The 22,834-nt window shown below is 70.7% G+C and carries 18 protein-coding genes; 5 read left to right on the forward strand and 13 right to left on the reverse strand.

Going from position 1 to position 22,834, the window contains the following annotated elements; genetic code table 11:
* Nucleotides 1-28 precede the first annotated feature (28 nt).
* Nucleotides 29-388 (reverse strand): hypothetical protein, encoded by a 360-nt coding sequence (locus tag ACIPXC_RS00540; RefSeq protein WP_401611740.1) that lies wholly within the window; start codon nucleotides 386-388, stop codon nucleotides 29-31.
* Between the two features lie 24 nt (nucleotides 389-412).
* Nucleotides 413-1,360: a heme o synthase gene (locus tag ACIPXC_RS00545; RefSeq protein WP_401612012.1), complete on the reverse strand. Its 948-nt coding sequence runs from the start codon at nucleotides 1,358-1,360 to the stop codon at nucleotides 413-415.
* Between the two features lie 325 nt (nucleotides 1,361-1,685).
* Here ACIPXC_RS00545 and tkt point away from each other — a divergent pair, with 325 nt between their 5' ends.
* The 5 genes from tkt to pgl all read left to right on the forward strand — a co-directional run bounded on the left by tkt (nucleotide 1,686) and on the right by pgl (nucleotide 8,498).
* Nucleotides 1,686-3,773 (forward strand): transketolase, encoded by a 2,088-nt coding sequence (tkt, locus tag ACIPXC_RS00550; RefSeq protein ID WP_401611742.1) that lies wholly within the window; start codon nucleotides 1,686-1,688, stop codon nucleotides 3,771-3,773.
* 34 nt (nucleotides 3,774-3,807) lie between these two features.
* Nucleotides 3,808-4,926: a transaldolase gene (tal, locus tag ACIPXC_RS00555; RefSeq protein WP_386456267.1), complete on the forward strand. Its 1,119-nt coding sequence runs from the start codon at nucleotides 3,808-3,810 to the stop codon at nucleotides 4,924-4,926.
* Nucleotides 4,927-4,931: 5 nt separating this feature from the next.
* A complete protein-coding gene (zwf, locus tag ACIPXC_RS00560; RefSeq protein ID WP_030766695.1) occupies nucleotides 4,932-6,458 on the forward strand; it encodes a glucose-6-phosphate dehydrogenase in 1,527 nt (508 codons plus the stop codon).
* The gene (opcA, locus tag ACIPXC_RS00565) at nucleotides 6,455-7,471 is read left to right on the forward strand and encodes a glucose-6-phosphate dehydrogenase assembly protein OpcA (RefSeq protein ID WP_401611744.1); all 1,017 of its coding nucleotides are present in this window, start codon (nucleotides 6,455-6,457) and stop codon (nucleotides 7,469-7,471) included. The genes zwf and opcA overlap by 4 nt, the downstream gene beginning before the upstream one ends.
* 244 nt (nucleotides 7,472-7,715) lie before the next feature.
* The gene (gene pgl / locus ACIPXC_RS00570) at nucleotides 7,716-8,498 is read left to right on the forward strand and encodes a 6-phosphogluconolactonase (RefSeq protein WP_401611746.1); all 783 of its coding nucleotides are present in this window, start codon (nucleotides 7,716-7,718) and stop codon (nucleotides 8,496-8,498) included.
* 70 nt (nucleotides 8,499-8,568) lie between these two features.
* Here the strand turns inward: pgl and pgi are convergent, their stop codons facing one another.
* The 11 genes from pgi to uvrC all read right to left on the reverse strand — a co-directional run bounded on the left by pgi (nucleotide 8,569) and on the right by uvrC (nucleotide 22,734).
* Nucleotides 8,569-10,224: a glucose-6-phosphate isomerase gene (gene pgi / locus ACIPXC_RS00575; protein ID WP_401612014.1), complete on the reverse strand. Its 1,656-nt coding sequence runs from the start codon at nucleotides 10,222-10,224 to the stop codon at nucleotides 8,569-8,571.
* A gap of 150 nt (nucleotides 10,225-10,374) precedes the next feature.
* Nucleotides 10,375-10,710, reverse strand: coding sequence for an RNA polymerase-binding protein RbpA (locus tag ACIPXC_RS00580; RefSeq protein WP_010352468.1), 336 nt, complete (start codon nucleotides 10,708-10,710; stop codon nucleotides 10,375-10,377).
* Between the two features lie 181 nt (nucleotides 10,711-10,891).
* Entirely contained in the window at nucleotides 10,892-11,122 is a 231-nt protein-coding gene (gene secG, locus ACIPXC_RS00585; RefSeq protein WP_030831296.1) for a preprotein translocase subunit SecG, read from the reverse strand.
* Between the two features lie 128 nt (nucleotides 11,123-11,250).
* Nucleotides 11,251-12,027 carry a triose-phosphate isomerase gene (tpiA, locus tag ACIPXC_RS00590; RefSeq protein ID WP_401611748.1) on the reverse strand — a complete coding sequence of 259 codons (777 nt, stop codon included), beginning with the start codon at nucleotides 12,025-12,027 and terminating at the stop codon, nucleotides 11,251-11,253.
* A gap of 5 nt (nucleotides 12,028-12,032) precedes the next feature.
* A complete protein-coding gene (locus ACIPXC_RS00595) occupies nucleotides 12,033-13,244 on the reverse strand; it encodes a phosphoglycerate kinase (RefSeq protein WP_401611750.1) in 1,212 nt (403 codons plus the stop codon).
* A gap of 126 nt (nucleotides 13,245-13,370) precedes the next feature.
* Complete coding sequence (gene gap / locus ACIPXC_RS00600; protein WP_401611752.1) at nucleotides 13,371-14,375, reverse strand: type I glyceraldehyde-3-phosphate dehydrogenase; 1,005 nt, start codon at nucleotides 14,373-14,375, stop codon at nucleotides 13,371-13,373.
* A 233-nt stretch (nucleotides 14,376-14,608) separates the two neighbouring features.
* Nucleotides 14,609-17,569: a M14 family zinc carboxypeptidase gene (locus ACIPXC_RS00605; protein ID WP_401611754.1), complete on the reverse strand. Its 2,961-nt coding sequence runs from the start codon at nucleotides 17,567-17,569 to the stop codon at nucleotides 14,609-14,611.
* 146 nt (nucleotides 17,570-17,715) lie between these two features.
* A complete protein-coding gene (whiA, locus tag ACIPXC_RS00610) occupies nucleotides 17,716-18,711 on the reverse strand; it encodes a DNA-binding protein WhiA (RefSeq protein ID WP_030009075.1) in 996 nt (331 codons plus the stop codon).
* Nucleotides 18,702-19,757 (reverse strand): uridine diphosphate-N-acetylglucosamine-binding protein YvcK, encoded by a 1,056-nt coding sequence (gene yvcK / locus ACIPXC_RS00615; RefSeq protein ID WP_401611756.1) that lies wholly within the window; start codon nucleotides 19,755-19,757, stop codon nucleotides 18,702-18,704. The genes whiA and yvcK overlap by 10 nt, the downstream gene beginning before the upstream one ends.
* Nucleotides 19,754-20,701 (reverse strand): RNase adapter RapZ, encoded by a 948-nt coding sequence (gene rapZ, locus ACIPXC_RS00620; protein WP_386527314.1) that lies wholly within the window; start codon nucleotides 20,699-20,701, stop codon nucleotides 19,754-19,756. Before rapZ ends, yvcK begins: the two co-directional genes overlap by 4 nt.
* The gene (gene uvrC / locus ACIPXC_RS00625) at nucleotides 20,698-22,734 is read right to left on the reverse strand and encodes an excinuclease ABC subunit UvrC (protein WP_401611759.1); all 2,037 of its coding nucleotides are present in this window, start codon (nucleotides 22,732-22,734) and stop codon (nucleotides 20,698-20,700) included. Before uvrC ends, rapZ begins: the two co-directional genes overlap by 4 nt.
* Nucleotides 22,735-22,834: the final 100 nt, after the last annotated feature.

Genomic DNA, 22,834 nt, shown 5'->3' on the forward strand with positions numbered 1-22,834 from the left:
CCGGGCCCCGGGAAGGGGCCGGGGGCGGTCAGGCCGCCGGGTTCTCGGATCCGCCGAGCTGGATGCCGGCCATCCGCGACCACTCGTACGGGCCCGTCCGCACGCGCGCGGCGAACTCCCCGTCGAACTCCTCGTGGAGGGTCAGGCCGGCCTTCTCCGCGGCCAGCCGCGCCACCGCGAAGGTCGGGGCCACCAGGTCGCCCCAGCCGCCGTCCGTGCCCACGAGCACGATCCGGGTGCCGGCCTGGCCGATGTGGGCGAGCTGGCCCTCGGCGCCGCCGTGCTGCTTGGCGAAGGCGCCGATCTGCTTGGCCAGCTTCGCGGCCGTCCGGTCCTGCTTCTTGTCCGCGGCGCCTGCGGCGGCCGCCGTGTCTGCGGTGTCTCCCATGGAAGCCATGCTACCGGCGAGTAATCAACGGAGGAAGGGATCCACGGCCACCGCCACGAACAGCAGCGACACATAGGTGATCGACCAGTGGAACAGGCGCATCTCCTTGAGCTTCGCGCCCGTCACACCCGCCTTGGCCCGCGCGTGCAGCGCGTGCGCCTCCCACAGCCACCAGCCGCCGGCCAGCAGCGCGACCGAGGTGTAGAACCAGCCGGTGTACCCCAGCGGGGTCAGCAGCAGCGAGACGCCGACCATGACCCAGCTGTAGAGGACGATCTGGCGCGCCACCACCTTGTTGCCCGCGACGACGGGGAGCATCGGCACACCGACGCGCGCGTAGTCGTCGGCCACCTTCATCGACAGCGGCCAGTAGTGCGGCGGCGTCCAGAAGAAGATGACGAGGAAGAGGATGACGGCGGCCCAGGAGACCTCGTTGCGGACCGCGGACCAGCCGATGAGGACCGGCAGGCAGCCGGCGATGCCGCCCCAGACGATGTTCTGGGTCGTGCGCCGCTTCAACAGCATCGTGTAGACGACCACGTAGAAGAGGAGCGCGCCGAGCGAGAGCGCCGCCGACAGCCAGTTGACGAGCAGGCCGAAGAACAGTGTGGAGACCACGCCGAGCGTGATGCCGAAGACCAGGCACTCCCGCGGGCTGACCATGCCGGTCACCAGCGGGCGCTGCGAGGTCCGGTCCATCAGGGCGTCGATGTCGCGGTCGATGTACATGTTCAGCGCGTTGGCGCCGCCCGCGGACAGGTAACCGCCGACGCAGGTCACCAGGACCAGCCACATCGACGGCACGCCCTGCTCCGCAAGGAACATCACCGGCACTGTGGTGATCAGCAGAAGTTCGATGATCCGCGGCTTGGTCAATGCCACGAAAGCCATGACGCGGGTCCCGAACGGCCGGTGACCGGGGCTCGTCCCGAGCACCCCCGCTGGACGGGATTCGACGGCCGTCACGCACACCCCTGAGAGAGAATCCAGCAAGCTCCGACTCCGGCCGTTCACGGTGTGGGGGCCGGGTTGGGGCTTGCGCGTACCACGCCACTGTAGACGTTGCGCTTACGTCGCCCCGCGCCGGGGTCGCCTCGTGTTGAGCCGATCGGACCGTGCATACATACGGGGGACGACACCCGCCGCGTCCCCGCGGCCGGGTGAACGCGGGTCGGCGGCGCGGTGACGGACCGCCTGCACTCGAATAGCTGCACGCCGTTGCGGGGGTAGGCTCGGAATCGCCGGTGCACCGTTCGTCACCGGGATACGAACATGTGGAGAGGAGCCCTGACCCACGGTGAGCACCAAGCCGACCACCACAGAGCTCGAGTGGACCGAACTGGACCAGCGGGCCGTCGACACCGCCCGCATCCTGGCCGCTGACGCGGTCCAGAAGGTCGGAAACGGCCACCCCGGGACGGCGATGAGCCTCGCCCCCGCCGCGTACACCCTCTTCCAGAAGGTCATGCGGCACGACCCGGCGGACCCCGAGTGGGTGGGCCGCGACCGATTCGTGCTCTCCGCGGGGCACTCGTCCCTGACCCTCTACACCCAGCTGTACCTGGGCGGGTTCGGGCTGGAACTGGACGACCTGAAGTCCTTCCGCACCTGGGGCTCCAAGACCCCCGGCCACCCGGAGTACGGCCACACCGCCGGCGTCGAGACCACCACCGGCCCCCTCGGCCAGGGCGTCGCGAACGCCGTGGGCATGGCCATGGCCGCCCGCTACGAGCGCGGTCTCTTCGACCCGCAGGCCGCTCCCGGCACCTCCCCGTTCGACCACATGGTCTACGCGATCGCGGGCGACGGCTGCCTCCAGGAGGGCATCTCCCACGAGGCCTCCGCACTGGCCGGCCACCAGAAGCTCGGCAACCTCGTCCTGCTCTGGGACGACAACCACATCTCCATCGAGGGTGACACGGAGACGGCCGTCTCCGAGGACACCATGAAGCGCTACGAGGCGTACGGCTGGCACGTCCAGCGCGTCGAGCAGCAGGAGAACGGCGACCTCGACCCGAAGGCGCTGTTCGCCGCGCTCCAGGCCGCGAAGGCCGTCACGGACCGCCCGTCCTTCATCGCGGCCCGCTCGATCATCGCCTGGCCCGCCCCGCACGCCCAGAACACCGAGGCCGCCCACGGCTCGGCGCTCGGCGACGACGAGGTCGCGGCCACCAAGCGCGTGCTCGGCTTCGACCCGGAGCAGACCTTCGAGGTCGCCGACGAGGTCATCGCCCACACCCGCAAGGCGCTGGACCGGGGCCGCGAGGCCAAGGCCGCGTGGGAGAAGGACTTCTCCGCCTGGCGCACCGCCAACCCGGAGCGCGCCGCCGAGTTCGACCGCATCAACGCGAACGAACTGCCCGCGGGCTGGGAGGAGCAGCTCCCCGTCTTCGAGGCCGGCAAGGGCGTCGCCACCCGCGCCGCCTCCGGCAAGGTCCTGCAGGCGCTCGGCGCGGTCATCCCGGAGCTGTGGGGCGGCTCGGCCGACCTGGCCGGCTCCAACAACACCACCATCGACAAGGACTCCTCGTTCCTGCCGGTGGGCAACCCGCTGCCGGAGGCCGACCCGTACGGCCGCACCATCCACTTCGGCATCCGCGAGCACGCCATGGCCGCGGCCATGAACGGCATCGCCCTGCACGGCCACACCCGTATCTACGGCGGCACCTTCCTGGTGTTCTCCGACTACATGCGCAACGCCGTGCGCCTGTCCGCCCTGATGCACCTGCCGGTGACCTACGTGTGGACGCACGACTCCATCGGCCTCGGCGAGGACGGCCCGACCCACCAGCCGGTCGAGCACCTGGCCTCGCTGCGCGCCATCCCGGGCCTGACCATCGTCCGGCCGGCCGACGCGAACGAGACCGCGATCGCCTGGCGCGAGATCCTGAGGCGTCACACCAAGGTGTTCGGCAAGGGCACCCCGCACGGTCTGGCCCTCACCCGCCAGGGCGTGCCGACGTACGAGGCCGACGAGAACACCGTCAAGGGCGGCTACGTGCGCTTCGAGGCGGAAGGCGGCGACGCCCAGGTCGTCCTGATCGGCACCGGTTCCGAGGTGCACGTGGCCGTCGAGGCCCGCGAGCAGCTCCAGGCCGCCGGCATTCCGACCCGTGTGGTCTCGATGCCGTCCGTCGAGTGGTTCGAGGAGCAGGACCAGGCGTACAAGGACAGCGTCCTGCCGCCCTCCGTCAAGGCCCGGGTCGCGGTCGAGGCGGGCATCGGCCTGACCTGGCACCGCTACGTCGGTGACGCGGGCCGGATCGTGTCGCTGGAGCACTTCGGTGCCTCGGCCGACGCGAAGGTGCTGTTCCGCGAGTTCGGGTTCACGCCGGAGGCCGTCGCCGCCGCCGCCCGCGACTCCCTCGCCGCCGCCGCGCGCTGACGCCCGTACTACACCAGTAGGAGATGCAATTCCCATGACAGACGCACTCAAGCGCCTCTCCGACGAAGGCGTGGCGATCTGGCTGGACGACCTGTCCCGCAAGCGCATCACGTCCGGCAACCTGGCCGAGCTCATCGACCAGTCGCACGTGGTCGGTGTCACCACCAACCCGGCGATCTTCCAGAAGGCGATCAGCGGCGGCGAGGGCTACGAGCAGCAGCTCACCGACCTCGCGACCCGCAAGGTCACCGTGGACGAGGCCCTGCGCATGATCACGACGGCGGATGTCAGGGACGCCGCCGACATCCTGCGCCCGGTCTACGACCGCACCGACGGCCAGGACGGCCGCGTCTCGATCGAGGTCGACCCCCGTCTGGCCCACGACACCGCGGCGACGATCGCCGAGGCCAAGCAGCTCGCCTGGCTGGTGGACCGGCCGAACACACTCATCAAGATCCCGGCGACGAAGGCCGGCCTGCCGGCGATCACCGAGGTCATCGGCAAGGGCATCAGCGTCAACGTCACGCTGATCTTCTCGCTGGAGCGCTACCGCGAGGTCATGGACGCGTACCTGGCGGGTCTGGAGAAGGCCAAGGCCGCCGGCCTGGACCTCTCCCTGATCCACTCGGTCGCCTCCTTCTTCGTGTCCCGCGTGGACACCGAGATCGACAAGCGCCTGGACGCCGTCGGCACCGACGAGGCGAAGGCCCTCAAGGGCAAGGCGGCGCTCGCCAACGCCCGTCTGGCCTACGAGGCCTACGAGGAGGTCTTCTCCTCGGACCGCTGGAACGCCCTGGAGCGCGCCGGAGCCAACAAGCAGCGTGCGCTGTGGGCCTCGACGGGCGTCAAGGACCCGGCGTACAAGGACACCCTGTACGTGGACGACCTGGTCGCCCCCAACACGGTGAACACCATGCCGGAGGCCACCCTGGAGGCCACCGCCGACCACGGTTCGATCACGGGTGACACCGTGCGCGGCACCTACGAGCAGGCCCGCGCCGAGCTCGATGCGGTCGCGAAGCTGGGCATCTCGTACGACGATGTCGTTCAGCTGCTGGAAGACGAGGGCGTCGAGAAGTTCGAGGCGTCCTGGAACGACCTGCTGAAGTCGACCGAGGCGGAGCTGCAGCGCCTCGCCCCCACGGAGGCCTGAACACCTTGTCTGTAAACGGAGCGAACCCGCTTCGTGACGCACAGGACCGGCGGCTCCCGCGCATCGCGGGGCCGTCCGGCCTGGTCATTTTCGGCGTTACGGGTGACCTGTCGCGCAAGAAGCTGATGCCTGCCGTCTACGACCTGGCCAACCGCGGCCTGCTGCCGCCGGGCTTCTCCCTCATCGGCTTCGCCCGCCGGGAGTGGGAGCACGAGGACTTCGCCCAGGAGGTGTACGAGGCGGTCAAGGAGCACTCGCGCACCCCCTTCCGCGAGGAGGTCTGGCAGCAGCTCGTCCAGGGCTGCCGCTTCGTCCAGGGCGACTTCGACGACGACGCCGCCTTCGAGACGCTCAAGGCGACGATCGACGAGCTCGACAAGGCGCAGGGCACGGGGGGCAACTTCGCCTTCTACCTGTCCGTCCCGCCGAAGTTCTTCCCCAAGGTGGTCCAGCAGCTCAAGGACCACGGTCTGGCTCAGAAGGAGGGCTCCTGGCGGCGTGCCGTCATCGAGAAGCCCTTCGGCCACGACCTGAAGAGCGCCGAGGAGCTCAACAAGGTCGTCCACGAGGTCTTCCCTCGTGACGAGGTCTTCCGGATCGACCACTACCTCGGCAAGGAGACCGTCCAGAACATCCTGGCGCTCCGCTTCGCCAACACGATGTTCGAGCCGATCTGGAACCGGTCGTACGTCGACCACGTGCAGATCACCATGGCCGAGGACATCGGCATCGGCGGCCGGGCGGGCTACTACGACGGCATCGGCGCGGCCCGTGACGTCATCCAGAACCACCTGCTCCAGCTGCTCGCGCTGACCGCGATGGAGGAGCCCGGCTCCTTCCACCCCAAGGCGCTGGTGGCGGAGAAGCTCAAGGTGCTGACGGCGGTGCAGCTGCCGGAGGACCTGGGCAAGCACACTGTGCGCGGCCAGTACGCGGCGGCGTGGCAGGGCGGCGAGAAGGTCGTCGGGTACCTCGAAGAGGACGGCATCGACCCCAAGTCGAAGACCGACACCTACGCGGCCATCCGCCTGGAGATCAACAACCGCCGCTGGGCGGGCGTCCCCTTCTACCTGCGGACGGGCAAGCGCCTGGGCCGCCGGGTGACGGAGATCGCGGTGGTCTTCAAGCGGGCCCCCTACCTGCCCTTCGAGTCGGGCGCGACCGAGGAGCTCGGGCAGAACGCCCTGGTCATCCGGGTCCAGCCGGACGAGGGCGTGACCGTCCGCTTCGGCTCCAAGGTTCCGGGCACCTCCATGGAGGTCCGGGACGTCACGATGGACTTCGCCTACGGCGAGTCCTTCACGGAGTCGAGCCCCGAGGCGTACGAGCGGCTCATCCTCGACGTGCTCCTCGGCGACGCGAACCTCTTCCCGCGCCACCAGGAGGTCGAACTGTCCTGGAACATCCTCGACCCGATCGAGGAGTACTGGGACAAGCACGGCAAGCCCGCGCAGTACCCGGCGGGCACCTGGGGGCCGGTCGAGGCGGACGAGATGCTCGCACGAGACGGACGGAGCTGGCGCCGGCCATGAAGATCGACCTCACGGAGACCAACTCCAGCAAGATCAACGCCGCGATGGTGCAGGCACGCCGGGACATCGGCACGCCGGCCGTCGGCATGGTCCTCACGCTGGTGATCGTGACCGACGAGGAGAACGCGTACGACGCGCTCAAGTCGGCGAACGACGCGTCCCACGAGCACCCCTCGCGGATCGTCGTCGTCATCAAGCGGGCCAGCCGCTCGCCCCGCAGCCGCCGTGACGCCCGGCTCGACGCGGAAGTCCGCGTCGGGGCGGACGCGGGCAGCGGCGAGACGGTCGTGCTGCGCCTTCACGGCGAACTGGTCGACCACGCCCAGTCGGTGGTTCTCCCGCTGCTCCTTCCGGATGCGCCTGTGGTCGTCTGGTGGCCGGACGGTGCTCCCACGGACCTGGCGGGCGATCCGCTGGGTGCGCTCGGGCAGCGCCGCATCACGGACACGTACTCCTGCGAGGACCCGGTCGGGACGCTCGGCTCCCGGGCCGGGGCGTACGCCCCCGGGGACACGGACCTGTCGTGGACCCGGATCACCCCGTGGCGCTCCATGCTGGCGGCGGCACTGGACCAGCAGGCCCTGACGGTCGTCTCGGCGACCGTGGAGGGCGAGGGCGACAACCCCAGCTGCGAACTGCTGGCCATGTGGCTGGCGGACCGGCTCCAGGTCCCCGTCCGCCGCACGCTGTCGGGGGGGCCGGGTCTGACGGCCGTACGTCTGGCGACCAAGGACGGCGACATCGTCCTGAACCGGGCGGACGGCGGGCTGGCCACGCTGTGCATGCCGGGACAGCCCGACCGGAACGTGGCGCTCAAGCGCCGCGACACGGCCGAGCTCCTGGCGGAGGAGCTGCGCCGGCTGGACCCGGACAACACCTACGAGGCCTCGCTGAAGTACGGAGTGTCCCAGCTGGCGGCGTCCTCGCCGAAGCCCGAGGCCGAGGCTGCGGCAGAGGGGGCTCCGGCCGAGAAGCCGGCCGCCAAGCCGGCGAAGAAGGCGACGGCCAAGTAGCCGGGAACCGCTGCGCGGAGCCGCTCCCCGCCCCGCCCTTTCGCCGTTTCCTGGGGCTCCGCCCCAGACCCCGCGCCTCAAACGCCGGCGAGGCTGGATCTTCCAGCCCGTCCGGCGTTTGAGGACCGGGGTCCGGGGCGGAGAGCCCCGGTTTCGGGAAGGGGCGGGGTGGGGGAAGGGCACCGCGCAGCGCACCCGCGGAACCGCACCCCCGGAACTACCAAGAAGGCGGCAGCACATGGGTATGACGACTCCTCAGGTCGTCGTCCACCGGGACAAGGAACTGATGGCCCAGGCCACCGCGGCCCGGCTCATCACGAAGATCGTGGACGCCCAGACGGCGCGCGGCAGCGCGTCCGTGGTCCTCACGGGCGGGCGCAACGGCAACGGCCTCCTCGCCGCGCTGGCCACCGCCCCGGCCCGCGACGCGATCGACTGGCACCGGCTCGACCTGTGGTGGGGCGACGAGCGGTACCTGCCCGCCGACGACCCCGAGCGCAATCACACGCAGGCCCGGGAGGCCCTCCTGGACTCCGTCCCGGTCGACCCCGCCCGCGTGCACGCCATGCCGGCCTCGGACGGCCCGTACGGCGTCGACGTGGACGCGGCGGCCGCGGCCTACGCGGCCGAGCTGGCGCAGGCGGCCGGACCGGAGGACCACGGTGCGGTGCCCACCTTCGACGTGCTGATGCTGGGCGTCGGCCCGGACACGCACGTGGCCTCGCTCTTCCCCGAGCACCCGGCGACCCGGGAGACCGACCGCACGGTGGTCGGCGTGCACGGCGCACCGAAGCCCCCGCCCACCCGGATCTCGCTGACCCTCCCGGCCATCCGGGCGGCCCGCGAGGTCTGGCTGCTGGCGGCCGGCGAGGACAAGGCCGGAGCGGTCTCCATCGCCCTCGGCGGGGCCGGCGGGGTGCAGGCGCCGGCCGCGGAGGCGTACGGGCGCTCGCGCACCCTGTGGCTGCTGGACCGCGCGGCGGCGGCCAAGCTGCCGTCCGGGATGTACCCCCCGGCCTCCTCCTGACGGTCCGCCCGGCACCGGCCGACGCGAAGGGCCCGCTCTCCCGGGGGAGAGCGGGCCCTTCGCGCGGGCGTCAGCTGCGGCCGCGCAGCTTGCGGTAGGTGTCGACCAGGGCCTTCGTCGAGGCGTCCAGTCCGGGCACGTCCACGCCCTCGGTCAGCGCGGGCTCGACGCGCTTGGCGAGCACCTTGCCGAGCTCGACGCCCCACTGGTCGAAGGAGTCGATGTTCCAGACGGCACCCTGGACGAACACCTTGTGCTCGTACAGCGCGATCAGCTGGCCCAGCACCCCGGGGGTGAGTTCCGTGGCCAGGATGGTGGTCGTCGGGTGGTTGCCGTGGAAGGTCTTGTGCGGGACGAGCGACTCCGGCGCGCCCTCCGCGCGGACCTCGTCGGCCGTCTTGCCGAACGCCAGGGCCTGGGTCTGCGCGAAGAAGTTGGCCATCAGCAGGTCGTGCTGGGCGGCAGGCGCCGCTTCGAGCTCGGCCACCGGGTTCGCGAAGCCGATGAAGTCCGCGGGGATCACCTTCGTCCCCTGGTGGATCAGCTGGTAGTAGGCGTGCTGGCCGTTGGTGCCGGGCGTGCCCCAGACCACCGGGCCGGTCTGCCACTCCACCGGATTGCCGTCGCGGTCCACGGACTTTCCGTTGGACTCCATGTCCAGCTGCTGCAAGTACGCGGTGAAGCGCGAGAGGTAGTGGCTGTACGGGAGCACCGCGTGCGACTGCGCGTCGAAGAACGCGCCGTACCAGATGCCCAACAGGCCCATCAGGAGCGGGGCGTTCTCCTCGGCGGGCGCCGTGCGGAAGTGCTGGTCCATCAGGTGGAAGCCGGCCAGCAGGTCGCGGAAGGCGTCCGGGCCGATCGCGATCATCAGGGAGAGCCCGATGGCGGAGTCGAAGGAGTAGCGCCCGCCGACCCAGTCCCAGAACCCGAACATGTTGGCCGGGTCGATGCCGAACTCGGTGACCTTCTCGGCGTTGGTCGACAGCGCGACGAAGTGCCGTGCCACGGCGGCCTGGTCGCCGCCCAGTCCCGCGAGCAGCCAGCCGCGCGCCGACGTGGCGTTGGTGATGGTCTCGATGGTGGTGAAGGTCTTGGAGGCGATGATGAACAGCGTCTCGGAGGGGTCGAGGTCGCGCACGGCCTCGTGCAGGTCCGCGCCGTCCACGTTGGACACGAAGCGCACGGTCAGGTCGCGGTCGGCGAAGGCGCGCAGGGCCTCGTAGGCCATCGCGGGACCCAGGTCGGAGCCGCCGATGCCGATGTTGACGACGTTCTTGATGCGCTTGCCGGTGAAGCCGGTCCACTTCCCCGACCGGATCTGCTCGGAGAAGGCCGCCATCTTGTCCAGGACCGCGTGCACGCCGGGGACGACGTCCTCGCCGTCCACCTCGACGACGGTGTCCGCCGGTGCCCGCAGCGCGGTGTGCAGGACCGCCCGGTCCTCGGTCGTGTTGATCTTCTCGCCGCGGAACATGGCCTCGCGCAGCTCGGCCACGCCCGTCGCCGCCGCCAGTTCGCGCAGCAGCTCCAGCGTCTCGTCGGTGACGAGGTGCTTGGAGTAGTCGATGTGCAGGTCCCCGACCTGCAGGGTGTAGCCGGCGCCGCGGCCGGGGTTCTTCTCGAACAGCTGCCGCAGGTGCGTGTGCCCGAACTCCTCCCGGTGCTTGCCGAGTGCCAGCCACTGCGGCGTCCGGTTGAGCTTCGTCCTGCTCTCTGCGTTCATCTCGGACATCAACCCGTTTCTTCCGTCCTGTCGTGCCCCGCCGTTGACCAACCTAAGGGATCACAAGCGGCGCAACGCACACAAAGAGGCCCGGCCCCGCAGGAGAGATTCCTGCGGGGCCGGGCCTCACGTCCCTTTGCCCGGGCGGTGTCAGATCTCGCCCCGGAGCTTGGCGAGCGCCTCGGCGAGGATCGCCTCGCCGTCGGCGTCCGAGCGCCGCTCACGCACGTACGCCAGGTGCGTCTTGTACGGCTCGGTGCGCGGCGGTGCGGGCGGGTTGTCCCGGTCCTGGCCGGCCGGGAACCCGCAGCGCGGGCAGTCCCAGGTGTCCGGCACCTGCGCGTCGCTGGCGAAGCTCGGCTGCGTCTCGTGCCCGTTCGAGCACCAGAAGGAGATGCGCAGGCGGGGCGCGGACTCGCCGCGCTCTGCCTCGCCCATCGGCCCCGCTCCGACCCGGCTACCACGGATCGCGTTGCCACTTGCCACGGTCGTAACTCCCTGCGTGAAGGTGCCGCGGAGTGTGAGTGGAGATCCCGCCGCGGAGCGCCCAAGTCTACGTAAGGCCCAACGCACGTCCAGCGAGCGGAGTTACTGATTCCGCGTCGTGAACGCCAGCCTCATGATAGGCCGGGCGATGCCGACCGGACCGCCGGAATGGCGAGAACGGTCAGCTGCCCGACTTCATCACCAGGCCGAGCGCGACGATGCACGCGAACCAGAGCAGACCCACCACGACGGTGATGCGGTCCAGGTTCCGCTCCGCGACGGAGGAACCGCCGACCGACGACTGCATGCCGCCGCCGAACATGTCGGAGAGGCCGCCGCCCTTGCCCTTGTGCATCAGCACGAGCAGCATCAGCAGGGCGCTGAAGACGATCAGGGCGATCGAGAACCCCATAATCACGGCTGATTCCTACTTTCTGGCTTTTCAGGCTTTCCGGCTTGCGGGATGTGCGCGGGGGCCAGTGGCTGGTGGTGCAGCCTCTGGCCCCCGCAAGGGTACGACGGATCGGCCCTACCGCATACTCACTGGTCGCGGAAGCGGACGATCTTGACGAACTCGTCCGCGTCGAGCGCCGCGCCGCCGATCAGGGCGCCGTCGACGTCGGGCTGGGCCATGATCGCCGCGATGTTCCCGGACTTCACGGAGCCGCCGTACTGGATGCGGACCTTGTCGGCCAGCTCCTGCGAGTACAGCTCGGCCAGGCGGCCGCGGATCGCCCCGCAGACCTCCTGGGCGTCCTCGGGGGTGGCGACCTCGCCGGTCCCGATGGCCCAGACGGGCTCGTAGGCGATCACGATGGACTCGACCTGCTCGGCCGGGACACCGGCCAGGCCGCCGTCGAGCTGGGCGAGCGTGTACGGGACCTGCTCGCCGGCCTTGCGGACGTCCAGGCCCTCGCCGACGCACAGGATCGGGGTGATCCCGTGCTTGAAGGCAGCCTTGACCTTGGCGTTGCAGACCTCGTCGGTCTCGCCGTGGTACTGGCGGCGCTCGCTGTGGCCGACGGCCACGTACGTGCACTTCAGCTTCGACAGCATCGGGCCGGAGATCTCGCCGGTGTAGGCACCGGAGTCGTGCGCGGAGATGTCCTGGGCGCCGTACTTGATCTTGAGCTTGTCGCCGTCGACCAGGGTCTGGACGGAGCGCAGGTCGACGAAGGGCGGCAGGACCGCGACCTCGACGGCGTCGTAGTCCTTGTCGGCGAGCGCGAAGGCGAGCTTCTGGACGTGGGCGATGGCCTCAAGGTGGTTGAGGTTCATCTTCCAGTTGCCCGCCATGAGCGGGGTGCGGGTGGTCATGCGGGTCAGCCCTCCAGGGCGGCGAGGCCGGGGAGCGTCTTGCCCTCAAGGTATTCGAGGGAGGCGCCACCACCGGTGGAAATGTGGCCGAAAGCGTTCTCGTCGAAGCCCAGCGTGCGCACGGCGGCGGCCGAGTCGCCACCGCCGACGACGGTGAAGGCGCTGGAGTCGACGAGGGCCTGCGCGATCGCGCGGGTGCCCCCGGCGTAGTCGGGGTGCTCGAAGACGCCCACGGGGCCGTTCCAGAAGACGGTCGCCGCGTCGGCGATCTTCGAGGCGTACAGCTCGCGGGTCTTCGGACCGATGTCCAGACCCTCCTTGTCGGCGGGGATCCTGTCCGCGTCGACGGTCTCGAAGACGGCCGGGGCCTTGGTCTTCAGGTCCGGGAATTCGGTCGAGGCCAGGACGTCGACGGGGAGGACCAGCTCGACGCCGGTCTCCTCGGCACGCCGCATGTACTCCTTGACCTTGTCGACCTGGTCCTTCTGGAGCAGGGAGATGCCGACCTCGTAGCCCTTGGCGTGGAGGAAGGTGTAGGCCATGCCGCCGCCGATCAGCAGGCGGTCGGCCTTGCCGAGGAGCTCGTCGATCACGGCGAGCTTGTCGGAGACCTTGGCGCCGCCGAGGACCACGACGTAGGGACGCTTGACCTCGTCCGTGAGCTTCTTCAGGACGCCGACCTCGGTGGCGATGAGCTGGCCGACCGCGTGGGGGAGCCGCGCGGGCAGGTCGAAGACCGAGGCGTGCTTGCGGTGGACGGCGCCGAAGCCGTCGCCGACGTAGACGTCGGCGAGCTCCGCCAGCTGGTCCGCGAAGGCGCCGCGCTCGGCGTCGTCCTTGGAGGTCTCGCCGGCGTTGAAGCGGAGGTTCTCGATCACGGCGACCTGGCCGTCGGTGAGGGCCGCGACGGTCTCCTTGGCGGAGGATCCGACGGTGTCGGTGGCGAACGCGACGTCCGCGCCCAGCAGTTCACCGAGGCGCGCGGCGGCCGGCGCGAGCGAGAAGGCCGGGTCCGGTGCGCCCTTGGGGCGGCCGAGGTGCGAGGCCACGACGACGCGGGCGCCGGCTTCGGCGAGCTTCGCGATCGTCGGCTGGACGGCGCGGATGCGGCCGTCGTCGGTGATGGTGCCCTCGGCGAGCGGAACGTTCAGGTCCGCGCGGACGAAGACCCGCTTGCCCTTGACGCCTTCGGCGAGCAGTTCGTCGATCGTCTTCATGTGTTTCTGACTCCTTTGGGCGCCCGTGTCGGGGGCGAAGAACGACTGGCAAGCTACAGGGTCCGGGCTGCGCATCGTCGCGCGGCCCGGACCCTGTGCTTCACATCGTGGTGTCAGCCCTGGAACTCAGAGCCGGCCGCCGACGAAGACCGTGAGGTCCACGAGGCGGTTGGAGTAGCCCCACTCGTTGTCGTACCAGCCGACGACCTTGACCTGCTTGCCCTGGACCATGGTCAGGGAGGAGTCGAAGGTGCAGGACGCCGGCCAGTTCACGATGTCGGAGGAGACGATCGCGTCCTCGGTGTAGTCGAGGATGCCCTTCAGCTGGCCCTCGGATGCCTTCTGGAAGGCGGCGTTGATCTCGTCCTTGGTGACCTCGCGGTCGAGCTCCAGCACGAGGTCCGTGACCGAGCCGGTGGGGACCGGGACGCGCATCGCGATGCCGTCCAGCTTGCCCTTGAGCTGCGGCAGGACCAGCGCGGTGGCCTTGGCGGCACCGGTGGAGGTCGGGATGATGTTCTCGGCGGCGGCGCGGGCGCGGCGCAGGTCCGAGTGCGGGAAGTCCAGGATGCGCTGGTCGTTCGTGTACGCGTGGACCGTCGTCATCATGCCCTTGACGATGCCGAAGTTCTCGTCGAGGACCTTGGCCATCGGCGCCACGCAGTTCGTGGTGCAGGACGCGTTGGAGATGACGTGGTGGTGGGCCGCGTCGTACTTGTCCTGGTTGACGCCCATCACGATCGTGATGTCCTCGTCCTTGGCCGGGGCCGAGATGAGGACCTTCTTCGCGCCTGCCGCGAGGTGCTTGGCGGCGTCGGCCTTCTTCGTGAAGATGCCGGTCGACTCGATGACGATGTCGGCGCCCAGTTCGCCCCAGGGGAGGTTCGCGGGGTCGCGCTCGGCGAAGGTCTTGAAGGTGTTGCCGCCGACGGTGATGGTGTCGTCGGTGTGGGACACCTCGGCCTTGAGGCGGCCGAGGATGGTGTCGTACTTGAGAAGGTGCACCAGGGTGGCGTTGTCAGTCAGGTCGTTGACACCGACGATCTCGATGTCCGCTCCCTGCTCCAGGAGGGCCCGGAAATAGTTGCGGCCAATACGGCCAAAACCGTTGATGCCTACGCGGATCGTCACGAACCGATCTCCTCGTTGGTGCGCCGGTGAAAGCGCCGGCGAGCTGAAATGGGATGTCCCCGACCGCTTACGACCCTACCTCTCCGTGAGCTTTTGGGTGACATCGGTCGAGGCCTGACACTCCCCCCACTTCGCCGGGGCCGTCCCTGCCGAGGCCCGCTCCGGACACACCGGCGCGGGCCTCTGGGACCTTGGTCCCGGTCACCGTGGGTGAGCGACGAGGGTGGCGCTGATCAGCGGTTGAGCGAACGGAGCGCCTTCCCTACGAGGAGGGCGCGGTCCGTCGCCGCGGGCAGGTGTTCCAGGCCGAAGCCCAGAAGTACGGTGTCACGCGTGGTCACCGAGGCATAGGAGCGGAACAGCTCCTGCGTCCGGGACCAGTCGCCCGGGACGTCGGGACTTCCGGCGGGTGCGCCCTGCGCGGTCCAGGCGCCGAGGGAGGTCTCGAACCCCTCGACCGCCCGCTCCCCGCCGGCGGTCGACAGGCGCACCTCGTCCGCGAAGACACCGCGTCCGCCCGAGCCGGGGTCGGTGATGGAGGAGAGCGAGAGCTCGACGGACCTGCCCGCGTAGGCACTCAGGTCGAAGGAGACCTGCTTCCAGCCTCCGGAGGACCCGGTGAAGGTGTTCCAGCGGCCGCTGCTGCCGTGCGGGCTGCAGCCGCCGGCGTCCAGGGTGAGGTAGCGGCGCAGGAACGGGTGGCCGTTGATGAAGAACCCGGCCGCGCACTCCTCCGGGACGGCCTGGCTGCTCAGACCGCCGGCCTCCGGCAGCATGGTCCAGTCGTCGCCGCCGGCCGTACGGGCCTCCAGCGCGGCGTGGTCGTACCCCTCCTCGGTGTTCCAGTTGAGGGCGAGCTTCAGCTTCGGCTGGTCGGCGGCGGTCACCCCGGTGAGGTCGATGGTGCGGACGAGCCGCTTCCAGTCGCTGTCGGTGTGGAGGGCCGAGGCCATCCCGGTACCGGCGTAGGGGGCGTACGGGTTCGTGACGCCGGTGTACCGGCCCGCCTGCGCGCTCGTGAACTGCGGGAACTGCGCGGGCGCCAGGGTCTCGGAGGTCACGGTGTACGAGCCGGGGGCGTTGAGCGGGTTGCCCGCGGCGTCACCGAGTCCGCCCTGCGCACCCTGCAGGGTGCCGGTGCCGGCGAAGCCGGTGGCGCCGGGGGTGCTGCTGCGGCCGTAGGCGCCCAGCCAGTACTGGCTGAAGTCGTTGGTCACGGCGCGGCCGACCTGGGCGCTGCCGCCCGCCAGCTCTCCTGCCTCGATCAGCCTGCCGCCCTCGTTCAGGAAGTCGCGGACCGCCAACTGCGTGTCCCCGCCGGGCGACGTGGCTCCCGTGTAGTGCACGGCCGTGCGGAAGTGGGAGAGCACGCCGAGGTGGTGCGGGACGCCCTGTACGGCGACGTCCCAGACCGCGGCGGACCGGCCGTTGGCGCGCAGCGCGTCGACGTACGTCTGCGCGTGCCGGGCGGCGGCGCCCTCCTCGGCGATCACCAGGACGTCCGCGCGCGGGCGCTCGGCCACCGTGTACGTGAAGTGCTCGCTGGAGACCCGTTTGCCGGAGCGGTCGCGGCCGGTGAACCAGACCTCGACCCTGTCGCCCGGCTTCGCGCCCTCGACCTCGGCGCGGTACTCGTCGAACCAGTTGTTGTCCTCGCCGCCGTAGACCTCGCCGCCCTTCCAGGCCTCCAGGTCCTCGTCGTGCGTACGGCCGCCGTTGATGCGGTAGTTGAGCTCCTTGTCCTTCAGCGCCTTGCGGGCCGTGACGGCGACCTCCTGGTCCTGTCCGCGGGCCGCGTAGGAGGTGGTGAAGGGGTCGAGGGTGAAGTCGGCCGCGCTCAGGCCGACGGAGGACGCCGGGCGGTCCGGGCGTGCGGCGCTCTCGCCGACCGCGAGGGCGAAGGGGATGTTCTTGGCGAACTCCGCCTGGATGAGCTTCTCGTCGTCCGGGAAGTTGAAGCCGGAGGCGCAGTCCTCGGGCTTCCACCGGTCGTCCGGGTCGCTCGCCGCGGCGGTCTGGCAGGTGGTCATCTCCGGCGTGAACATCATGATGCCGTTGACGTTGGCGCCGTGGCCGTCGGCCTCGCCGTTGGTGGTGTACAGCTCGGAGGAGACCTGCGGGTGGTAGCCGGGCACGGCCGGGTTCTCGGGGGTGCCGGCGAGGGCCCTGTAGGCCACGTCGTCGGGCGTGGGGGTGGCCACCTGCCAGCCCACGCCGTAGAGGATCAGCTCGGCGGCGGAGTGGTAGTTGACGGCGTACTCGAAGCCGATGCGCTTCTCGAAGGCGTCGAGCGCGACGGTCTCGGGCTCGGAGGAGGCCCTGGGGCCGCGGTAGGTCTCGCCGGCCTGGTTCGGCGAGGAGCCCTCGTTGTCGTAGCCCCACTTGTAGGCGAAGTTGCGGTTGAGGTCGACGCCGTCGCCGGTGGTGATCACCCCGTCGCCGTTGTTGTCGCGCAGGTTCTTGCGCCACAGCCGCCGGCCGTCGGCGGCGTGCGTGTAGTCGTAGCCGTCGGGGTTGGCGCTGAGCAGGAACCACAGCTCGCTGGAGTCCACCAGGCCGGTGACGCGCTGGTCCTTGCCGTAGTTGTCGAGCATGTGGTGCATCAGCCGCCGGGTCATCTCGGGGGTGATCCACTCGCGGGCGTGCTGGTTGGACATGTACAGCACGGAGGGCTTGGCGCCGTCCCTGGTCCTCTTCGCGTTCTTGCTGACCTTGAGCGCGAGGATGTCCTTGCCCTGGACGGTTCTGCCGATGGAGACGACCTTGGTGAGCGCCGGGTGCTCCCGGGCCGTGCGCAGGATCTCCTCCTGGAGGCCGCCCTTGCCGCTGTACGGGCGGAACACGCCGTCGCCGGCCGCCTCGGCCCTGGCCAGGTTCCGGGCCGGGACCTTGCGCTCGGCGAGCTTGACGCCCTGGGCTGCCAGCTCGCCGGCCTGGGCTCCGGTGAGGAAGAGCTCGACCCGGGCGGTCCCGGTCTGCGGGGCGCGCTCGGTGAGCTCGTGGGCGTCCTGGCCGGCCGCGAGGACGAGCGGCACCTGTTCCCGGGTGATGTCGGCGTCGTAGACCCGGACCTCCTCGGCTGCGGACGCGGGGCCGGTGCCGGGCTGGGCCTGGGCGGCCGCGGGCAGTGCGGCGAGCGTGGTTGCCATGACGAGTGCGCTTGCGGCGAGGATGACTCTCGCGCGGTGACTCATGTGCCCCCCTGGGCGTCGTCTGCCACGAAAGGTTCGGACGCCAGACTCAAGACCGCCCATGCTCATGTCAATGGGGCATGCCGCGAAGGGCCCGCCCGAGTGATCGCGCGAGCCCCTTGTGACGTAGCCGTGGAGCGGTGCCCGGGCTATCCGGCCATGTTGTCGGCCATCTCCTCGCTGAGGTCGAGGTTCGACTCGGTGCCCGGGATGCCGAGGTCCTGGGCCCGCTTGTCGGCCATCGCGAGCAGGCGCCGGATCCGGCCGGCGACCGCGTCCTTGGTCAGCGGCGGATCGGCGAGCGCGCCCAGCTCCTCCAGGGAGGCCTGCTTGTGCTCCATGCGCAGCCGGCCGGCCGCCGCGAGGTGCTCGGGAACCTCCTCGCCCAGGATCTCCAGGGCGCGCTGCACACGTGCTCCGGCGGCCACGGCGGCGCGTGCCGAGCGGCGCAGGTTGGCGTCGTCGAAGTTGGCGAGGCGGTTGGCGGTGGCGCGCACCTCGCGCCGCATCCGCCGCTCCTCCCAGGCCAGCACCGACTCGTGCGCGCCGAGCCGGGTGAGCAGGGCGCCGATGGCGTCGCCGTCGCGGACCACGACCCGGTCCACGCCGCGTACCTCACGCGCCTTCGCGGCGATGGAGAGCCTGCGGGCGGCGCCCACCAGGGCCAGGGCGGCCTCCGGGCCGGGGCAGGTGACCTCCAGGGAGGAGGACCGGCCGGGCTCGGTGAGCGAGCCATGGGCCAGGAAGGCGCCGCGCCACGCCGCCTCGGCGTCACAGGTGGCCCCGGAGACCACCTGCGGGGGAAGACCCCGGATGGGGCGTCCCCGGCCGTCCACGAGGCCCGTCTGGCGCGCCAGCTGGTCACCGCCGGCCACGACGCGGACCACGTAGCGGCTGCCGCGGCGCAGTCCGCCGGGCGCCATCACGACGAGGTCCGAGGAGTGGCCGAAGATCTCCAGGATGTCCTTGCGCAGACGTCTGGCGGCGATCCCGGTGTCCAGCTCCGCCTCGATGACGATGCGGCCGCTCACCAGGTGCAGCCCGCCCGCGAACCGAAGGATCGCCGAGACCTCCGCCTTCCTGCAGCAGGTCCGGGTGACGGGCAGGCGGGAGATCTCGTCCTTCACCGCAGGCGTCATCGCCATGGGCCGATCCTTCCATGCATCCGAAAAATACGGTCGTACGCGGCGGCCAGCAGCTCCGGGTCGTGCTTCGGCGAGCCGTCCTGCCTGGCCACGGGGGCCAGCTCGACCGCGGCACCGAACCGTTTCGCGGCATCGGCGAGGGACTCGCGGTCGGGCACGGCGGCCTCGTCGGCCAGCACCACGTCCAGGGCGAGTTTAGGGGCGTGTCGGGCCAAAACCTCCAAATGACGCTGCGGAGAGAAGCCCTCTGTTTCGCCGGGCTGCGGCGCGAGGTTCAGCGAGAGGACCCGCCGGGCCTTCGTCTCCATCAGCGCGTCCAGGAGTTCCGGCACCAGCAGGTGCGGGATCACGGACGAGAACCACGATCCGGGGCCCAGCACCACCCAGTCGGCGTCCAGGACGGCCGCGACGGCCTCCGGCACGGCCGGCGGGGCGCTGGGCACGACCTGTACGGACAGCACCTCGCCCGGGGTCAGCGCCACCGTGGCCTGCCCGCGGACGGTGTCGACGTCCTCGGGGCGGGCCGGGTCGTGGCCCCTGACCAGGGCCTGGAGCTCCAGGGGCACCGCCGACATGGGCAGCACCCGGCCGTGGGCGCCCAGCAGCCGGCCCACCAGGTCGAGGGCCTGGACGGGGTCGCCGAGCTGTTCCCAGAGGGCGACGATCAGCAGGTTGCCGACGGCGTGCCCGTGCAGGTCGCCCTCGGACTGGAAGCGGTGCTGGATGACCCGGGCCCAGGTCTGGCCCCAGTCGTCGTCACCGCACAGCGCGGCCAGCGCCTTGCGCAGGTCGCCGGGCGGCAGCACGCCGAGCTCCTCCCGGAGCCGTCCGCTGGAGCCGCCGTCGTCGGCGACGGTGACCACCGCGGTGAGGTCACCGGTGATCCGGCGCAGGGCGGCGAGGGAGGCCGACAGGCCCTGGCCACCGCCGAGCGCGACCACCTTGGGCGTGGCGCCCCTCCGGCGGCCGGAGCGGCCCGCGCCTTCCTCTCCCCGTCCCGGGGTGAGGCGGCGCAGGCGGCTCAGCCGCGGGGTCCGTGCGGTCACTCGCGCCCCATGTCCCGGTGTACGACGACGGTCTCGACTCCCTCGGAGGCGAGGCGGGCGGCGAGCTTCTCGGACATGGCCACGCTGCGGTGCTTGCCGCCCGTGCACCCGACCGCGATGGTCACGTACCGCTTGCCCTCGCGGCGGTAGCCGGTGGCGATGAGCTGGAGCAGCTCGGTGTAACGGTCGAGGAACTCCTTGGCGCCGGGCTGGCTGAAGACGTACCCCGACACCTCCTCGTTGAGCCCGGTGAAGGGACGCAGTTCCGGGACCCAGTGCGGGTTCGGGATGAAGCGGCAGTCGACGACGAGGTCGGCGTCGACGGGGAGGCCGTACTTGAAGCCGAAGGACATGACGGTGGCCCGCAGCTCGGGCTCCTCGTCCCCGGCGAACCGGGCGTCCATCTTGGCGCGCAGCTCGTGCACGTTGAGGCTGGAGGTGTCGATCACCAGGTCGGCGTCGCCGCGCAGCTCGCGCAGCAGGTCGCGCTCGGCGGCGATGCCGTCGGTGATCCGCCCGTCGCCCTGCAGGGGGTGCGGGCGGCGGACCGACTCGAAGCGGCGCACCAGCGCGTCGTCGGAGGACTCCAGGAAGACGATGCGGCGGGTGACGCCCTTGCTGTCGAGGTCGGCGAGGGACTCGCGCAGCGCGTCGAAGAACTGGCGGCCGCGGACGTCGACGACGACCGCGATCCGGGCCACATTGCCCTGGGAGCGGGCACCGAGCTCCACCATGGTGGGGATCAGCGCCGGCGGGAGGTTGTCGACGACGAACCAGCCGAGGTCCTCCAGACACTTGGCCGCCGTGCTGCGGCCGGCCCCGGACATGCCGGAGATGATCACCAGCTCGGGGATGGCCGCCTCGGCGGTCTCGCCGGGCTCCACTGTCGTGCCCGTACTCACCTGTGCTCCGTCTCGGTCGTGCGTGGTCTCGTGCTCGGTCATTGCTCGGTCCCCCGTTCGGACGATGCTCCCGCCGACGCGGGATTCTCATCCTCAATGATCTCTCCTGTGGCCGTGTTGACGGCTGGACCGGCGGGGACCGCCCCGGCGAGGGCGGCGGCAACGGTCTCGGCCGTCTTCCGTCCTATGCCCGGGACCTCGCAGATCTGGTCGATTGTCGCCTGTCTCAGCTTCTTCACCGAACCGAAGTGCTTCACCAGGGCCTGTTTACGGCTCTCGCCGAGGCCCGGCACCTCGTCCAGCGGCCCCGACTTCAGGCGCTTTCCGCGCTTGCTGCGCTGGTACTGGATGGCGAAGCGGTGGGCTTCGTCACGTACCCGCTGGAGCAGGTAGAGGCCCTCGCTGGTGCGGGGCAGGACGACGGGGTCGTCCTCGCCGGGCAGCCAGACCTCCTCCAGCCGCTTGGCCAGGCCGCAGACGGCGACGTCGTCGATGCCGAGCTCGTCCAGGGCCCGCCTGGCGGCGGCGACCTGCGGCCGGCCGCCGTCGACGACGACGAGCTGGGGCGGGTAGGCGAAGCGCTTGGGCTTCCCGTCGTCCTCGGGCGGCCCGTCCTCGCCGTCCTGGGGGTCCCACTCCCCCGTCTTCGACTTCTCCAGGAGGTAGCGGCGGAAGCGCCGGGAGACCACCTCGTGCATGGACCGGACATCGTCCTGCCCCTCGCCGTGCCAGACCTGTGTGTCTCCGACACGACCTTTGATCTGGAAGCGCCGGTACTCGCTCTTGCGGGCCAGACCGTCCTCGAAGACGACCATGGACGCGACGACGTCGTCCCCCTGGAGGTGGGAGATGTCGAAGCACTCGATGCGCAGCGGTGCGCCGTCCAGCTCCAGGGCCTCGGCGATCTCCTCCAGGGCCCGGGAGCGGGTGGTGAGGTCACCGGCGCGCCGGGTCTTGTGCAGTGCGAGGGACTGCTGCGCGTTGCGGTGGACGGTCTCCATGAGTGCCTTCTTGTCGCCGCGCTGCGGTATCCGCAGGCTGACCTGCGAGCCCCGGCGCGCGGCGAGCCACTGGGCCAGCGCGGGCGCGTCCTCGGGGAGCGCGGGGACCAGGACCTCCTTGGGGACGGCCTCGCCCTGCTCCTCGCCGTAGAGCTGCTGGAGGGCGTGCTCGACGAGCCCGGCCGTGTCGACGGCCTCGACCTTGTCGGTGACCCAGCCGCGCTGGCCGCGGACGCGCCCGCCGCGCACGTGGAAGATCTGCACGGCGGCTTCGAGCTCGTCCTCGGCGACGGCGATCAGGTCCGCGTCGGTGGCGTCGGCGAGCACCACGGCGTTTTTCTCCATGGCGCGGCGCAGCGCCCCGATGTCGTCGCGCAGCCGGGCGGCCTTCTCGTACTCCATGTCCTCGGCCGCGATCTGCATCTCCTTCTCCAGCCGGGAGAGGTAGGCGCCGGTGCGGCCGGCCATGAAGTCGCAGAAGTCCTCGGCCAGTTCGCGGTGCTCCTCGGGGGTGACCCGGCCGACGCAGGGCGCGGAGCACTTGCCGATGTAGCCGAGGAGGCAGGGCCGGCCGATCTGGGCGGAGCGCTTGAACACTCCGGCGGAGCACGTCCGCACCGGGAACACCCGCAGCATCAGGTCGACGGTCTCGCGGATCGCCCAGGCGTGGGCGTACGGACCGAAGTAGCGCACGCCCTTCTTCTTGGGGCCCCGCATGACCTGGACCCGGGGGTACTCCTCGTTCAGCGTGACGGCGAGGGAGGGGTAGCTCTTGTCGTCCCGGTACTTGACGTTGAACCGGGGGTCGTACTCCTTGATCCAGGAATACTCCAGCTGGAGCGCCTCGACCTCGGTGGAGACCACCGTCCACTCCACGGAGGCGGCCGTGGTCACCATGGTGGCGGTACGGGGGTGCAGGCCCGCGACGTCCTGGAAGTAGTTGGCCAGGCGCTGGCGCAGGCTCTTGGCCTTCCCGACGTAGATCACCCGGCGGTGCTCGTCGCGGAATCTGTAGACCCCGGGGGAATCGGGGACCTGCCCCGGCTGGGGGCGGTAGCTGGAAGGGTCGGCCATGCCAACCACCCTACTGGCGCGCGCCGACAACGAACCGTACGCCTCCGGCGCGGGTCTGCGGTCCGTGCGGTCCGTCCGCGGCGCCGGCGCTTCGCCCGCA

It is taken from the genome of Streptomyces sp. NPDC090021, assembly GCF_044748225.1.
In the GTDB taxonomy this organism is placed as follows: Bacteria; Actinomycetota; Actinomycetes; order Streptomycetales; family Streptomycetaceae; genus Streptomyces.